Source organism: Nitrosomonas supralitoralis, from assembly GCF_003011925.2.
GTDB classification, from domain to species: Bacteria; Pseudomonadota; Gammaproteobacteria; order Burkholderiales; family Nitrosomonadaceae; genus Nitrosomonas; species Nitrosomonas supralitoralis.
On record NZ_PXXU01000105.1, the window covers coordinates 1 to 4,306 of the forward strand.

General features: G+C 39.5%; 4 protein-coding genes and 1 pseudogene. 2 read left to right on the forward strand and 3 right to left on the reverse strand.

Going from position 1 to position 4,306, the window contains the following annotated elements; translation table 11 throughout:
• Nucleotides 1-420: 420 nt before the first annotated feature.
• The gene (locus C7H79_RS16460; protein WP_106708333.1) at nucleotides 421-1,554 is read left to right on the forward strand and encodes a CNNM domain-containing protein; all 1,134 of its coding nucleotides are present in this window, start codon (nucleotides 421-423) and stop codon (nucleotides 1,552-1,554) included.
• Between the two features lie 306 nt (nucleotides 1,555-1,860).
• On the opposite strand, the pseudogene C7H79_RS19140 reads toward C7H79_RS16460, so the two are convergent.
• The 3 genes and pseudogenes from C7H79_RS19140 to C7H79_RS16470 form a co-directional block, all read right to left on the reverse strand.
• Nucleotides 1,861-2,132 (reverse strand): annotated as a pseudogene (locus C7H79_RS19140) (DDE-type integrase/transposase/recombinase); the annotation flags it as partial.
• Between the two features lie 251 nt (nucleotides 2,133-2,383).
• Nucleotides 2,384-2,629, reverse strand: coding sequence for a DUF6496 domain-containing protein (locus C7H79_RS16465; RefSeq protein ID WP_106708334.1), 246 nt, complete (start codon nucleotides 2,627-2,629; stop codon nucleotides 2,384-2,386).
• A gap of 47 nt (nucleotides 2,630-2,676) precedes the next feature.
• Nucleotides 2,677-3,579 carry an SDR family oxidoreductase gene (locus C7H79_RS16470; protein ID WP_172592493.1) on the reverse strand — a complete coding sequence of 301 codons (903 nt, stop codon included), beginning with the start codon at nucleotides 3,577-3,579 and terminating at the stop codon, nucleotides 2,677-2,679.
• Nucleotides 3,580-4,081: 502 nt separating this feature from the next.
• Here C7H79_RS16470 and C7H79_RS16475 point away from each other — a divergent pair.
• Nucleotides 4,082-4,306, forward strand: a 225-nt coding sequence (locus C7H79_RS16475) for a hypothetical protein (RefSeq protein ID WP_172592494.1), incomplete at its 3' end; no start/stop codon positions are given.

The following is a 4,306-nucleotide window of genomic DNA, read 5'->3' on the forward strand; positions in this document are numbered from 1 at the left end:
GTAACTATTTATAGCGAAGCGACTAATCCCAGCTTTGAAACTTTTGGGCCGAGAACACGGCGTGCATTTCTCAACATTATATCTGCGCATGGCGCAAGGCCAGGCTAACGGGCTGTAGGGTGTGTTTAAACAAACGACAGAATTGTTTCATAGAAGTTTTATGAATGGCTTATCCAATAAGGCTTTCTGCCTGTTTTTGGTTCCCAAAGTTGACTAATAAGTTAGGGAGATAGAAATCCCTACGTACCAATTGGCCCTTTCCTAGCTTTTTACCCAATGAATGCTCAAAAAGGCGGCTTAGCTTCCTCCGGGTTTTGCATGTCCTACAAAGGGACAGAGAAAATTCATTCCACTTTTTTATGCTCTCCTATTGAAAGCAAAGGTATATAATTGTTGTGCCCATATCGTTTCCTCCAATTCATGTACACACTACTTATCGTTTTTTTTCTACTTTCGATTATTTTTTCATTTTTGTGTTCAATTTGGGAAGCAGTACTACTCAGTATCACACCATCATTCACTGAAAAAAAAGTGCAGGAGGGTGATGCTATCGGCCATACGCTGGAAGTATACAAGGCCAATATTGATCAGCCGCTGTCAGCCATTCTCACACTCAACACCATTGCACATACTGTTGGCGCTATCGGCGTAGGTGCGCAGGCGGCTATCATCTGGGGAACATCAATTGTGTCGACGACAGTAGTGCCTGTGGCAATGACCTTGGCAATTCTTCTGTTGTCGGAAATCATCCCGAAAACCATCGGTGCCAGTTATTGGCAGGAACTAGCAGGTTTTACTGTAAAGAGCCTCCAGCTTATTATGGTCGTCCTGGCTCCATTCGTATATATCAGTCAGATCATCACACGCTCGTTAAAAAAAGACAAAAACGCGAGTGTGTTCAGTCGCGAAGATTTCTCAGCAATGGCCCATCTCGGCGCCAAACAAGGGGTTCTCGATAAGGGAGAATCCACAATCATGCGTAACCTTATGTTGTTCGAATCTGTTCTGGCGCGTGATGTGATGACGCCACGAACAGTCATGGTAGCCGCTTCTGAGAAAATGACAGCACGTGAATTCCATGAAAAGTATTCCAATCTCAGGTTTTCCCGTATTCCCATCTTTGAGACCTCACCCGACCATATCACAGGTTATTTCCTGAAAAACGATTTACTCCTCCGGTTAGTAAATAATGAGGACAACACGCTATTATCGGCCATCAAACGCGACATGATCGCAGTGAAAGAAAATTTCCCAATACCGGAATTATTCAATCATTTCACCGAAAAACGAGAGCATATCGCACTGGTCATTGATGAATTTGGTGGGACAGCCGGATTGGTGACTATGGAAGACGTCATTGAAACGCTACTCGGTTTGGAAATCGTCGACGAGTCCGACCATATCGTGGATATGCAGGTATTGGCCCGTAAAAAGTGGGAAGAACGTGCGCGCCGACTCGGTTTACTTGAGGAACTAAAAGAAGAGATTGCCGAACAACATTCGGAAACTGAAGTCATCGAAGAAACGGCTGTATCTCACGACGATAAACGTTAATTCAAGCTATTCTCAGATACTTATTTGTTTCTACATATTTGAGTATTCCTTAAGACCGCCTAGCCAAGATCAGTTTTAATTAGGCTAACCCCAGAAATTAAGTTTTACTAATGACGATAAGTAAAGTACATCTTTACAATGTAATATTGGGTAAAAGATAGGAAAGGACAAAATGTTACGCAGGGATTTCTATTTCCCCTAACTTATTAACCCATCTGGTCAAGATTCCACAATCTAATGTGCAGAGCGTGGGGTGCTGTCGCAAATATTCGTAAAGTGCAAAGGCACACTTATCTACAAGCACAGTTATCCTGCTAAAGCCATAAACTGCTTATAAGCGGGTATATTTTCATCGGACAGTTGTCCTTTTCGGATCATGTGGGCGGTTTCAATGCCATCGATGGTTGCCCGCGCTGAATGAAAGGCTTTGAATCTCATCATGGGGTTCGTGATTTTCTTGAAGAACGATGGTCCTGCTTGATGATATTGTTCAAATACTTGATTTCAATAAAACTCAACAAACCTGCCAACAATAGCAACATATTAATGCTCTCCAAACCTGCATAGTTGGCGCTGCTTTATCACGGTACTTGAAAAGCATAAAATCAATAGTACCGCTAAATTTATCAACTACCCTTAACTGTAAGCGTCCAGCGCCACCATCTATTAATTAACAAACGTCGGTTACTGGAGCCGATTGGAAATATTCCGCCGGCAGAGTTTGAAATGGCATATTATCGCTAACTGGAGGAGCCAGCCGATGCTGTCTGACTCAAACAAAAAAGTCTCCGGAAAAACCGAACCGATTCAAATGCATTTAAGATTAATATTAAGATTTTTTGCCTTTGGTCGACTTTTTAGCACTACTTTTTTTTCTTTTTTTTTCGCTGACACTTTTATTTTTTTTGCCGCCTTTTTTGGCAATATCAGCTTCATGCATAGCTATAGCTATTGCTTGCTTTCGGCTTTTAACTTTTCCTCCTTTCCCTTTTTTTCCACTTTTCAAAGTGCCATTTTTATACTCATGCATGACCTTCTTTACTGTCTTCTTCTGAGCAGATGATTGTTTTGGCATAATTTATTTCCTCAATGAATTTCAATAAAAAGAAGCGAATTAAAAAATTAACCATTAATAATTTCGCCACCATTCGGATGAAGTACTTGACCTGTAATGTAACTAGCATCATCGCTCGCAAGAAATAAGAAGCAGGGCGCCACTTCATTGGGCATACCTGCTCGTTGCATAGGTGAATCGCTACCAAATTCTGACACTTTCTCTTTATCAAAAGATGAGGCAATAAGCGGGGTCCAAATCGGGCCAGGTGCCACTGCATTAACTCTAATTCCTTTTTTTACAAGATTATTAGCTAAGCTTCTTGTGAATGAAACTATTGCCCCTTTAGTGGCTGAATAATCAATTAAATTTGCACTACCTCGATATGCAGTCACAGAAGTCGTATTAATGATGCACGCACCTTTTGTTAAACATTGAATGGCATATTTGGTCATCCAAAAATAAGAAAAGAAATTTGTATTAAATGTTTTCAAAAGCTGATCAGTTGAAATTTCTTCAATCGAATCTACCTCCCAATGTAGGGCCGCATTGTTAACGAGAATATCTAAATGACCAAAATAATTAAAAGTATTATTGATAGCAGTTTCACAATTTTTCTCTTCTGAAATATCTAATTTAATTAATAAGCACCTACGTCCATAAGCTTCAACCTCCGACTGAGTTTGTTGGGCATCTTTATCTTCGCTTAAGTATACAATTGCTATATCTGCTCCTTCTTGGGCAAAAAGTAATGCAATTGCTTTGCCAATTCCACTATCGCCTCCACTAATTAAACAAACTTTTTTTGCCAACTTTCCTTTCTCATCATATTTCTTTGGAGCCGTTTCTGATGCTGGAATCAATTTACTTTCTTGACCTGGACGTTCTTGCGTTTGAGGTGGCCGCATCTTTTCTTTTGAATTATTTTCCATAATGAATGATAAATTTTTAAAAACTTTTAATATCAACATTTTCTTTGCTAATTATTTATAAATCTGTGTGGTACTTAACATATTTTATTTATTTTTTATAATATCCTGTTAGATTGTGTGGTCATGAATTATGAGATAGTTTTAGTGCAGGAGGATTTCATATTGCAAAAGAACATCTGAGCCGTAGAGCCGGTAACCGGACAAGTTTTAGGCACTACTGGAATCGGATTTACGTGGACGGTAAAATAACAGGGAGTGATATAGCAAGATAATGTTATATGCATAAAACAGTATCAGAGCTGCAAATGATTGATTTTATATAAATTAGCAATTAAGACCTAAATTATATAAGATGGCTTACAGGCTATAATAGTTTGGAAGAAGCAAAGGATTCATCGCTTTCTCAGGTATATATGCAGAATTTAAGAATTTGGGATGGGCATTACCATATTAACGATATCGGATCGTGTTGGAGTTTCATCGTGCGACGTCTTGCAAAGTTATAGATTACAATTTTCGCATATCCGATTTTCGAAAAACCTTGAACAAAGAGATTGAAGAAAATACACCCTCTGAAGATAACTTGCAATCTGCTAATCCTTTTACAGACCATGATTTTCCGGATGCAGAGATCAAAGAGGACAGCGCTCTCGGACTAAAATCACCTACTTTTCCGATTGTAGGCGTAGGAGCCTCAGCAGGAGGAGTAGATGCATTGCAGCGTTTATTCAATTCGCTTCCTTCTAACCACGGCATTGCCTATGTA

Excerpts from the sequence above, each read along its gene's own strand:
- C7H79_RS16460 (WP_106708333.1), top strand. The coding sequence starts at position 421 with ATGTACACACTACTTATCGTTTTTTTTCTACTTTCGATTATTTTTTCA.
- C7H79_RS16465 (WP_106708334.1), bottom strand. The coding sequence starts at position 2,629 with ATGCCAAAACAATCATCTGCTCAGAAGAAGACAGTAAAGAAGGTCATG.
- C7H79_RS16470 (WP_172592493.1), bottom strand. The coding sequence starts at position 3,579 with ATGTTGATATTAAAAGTTTTTAAAAATTTATCATTCATTATGGAAAAT.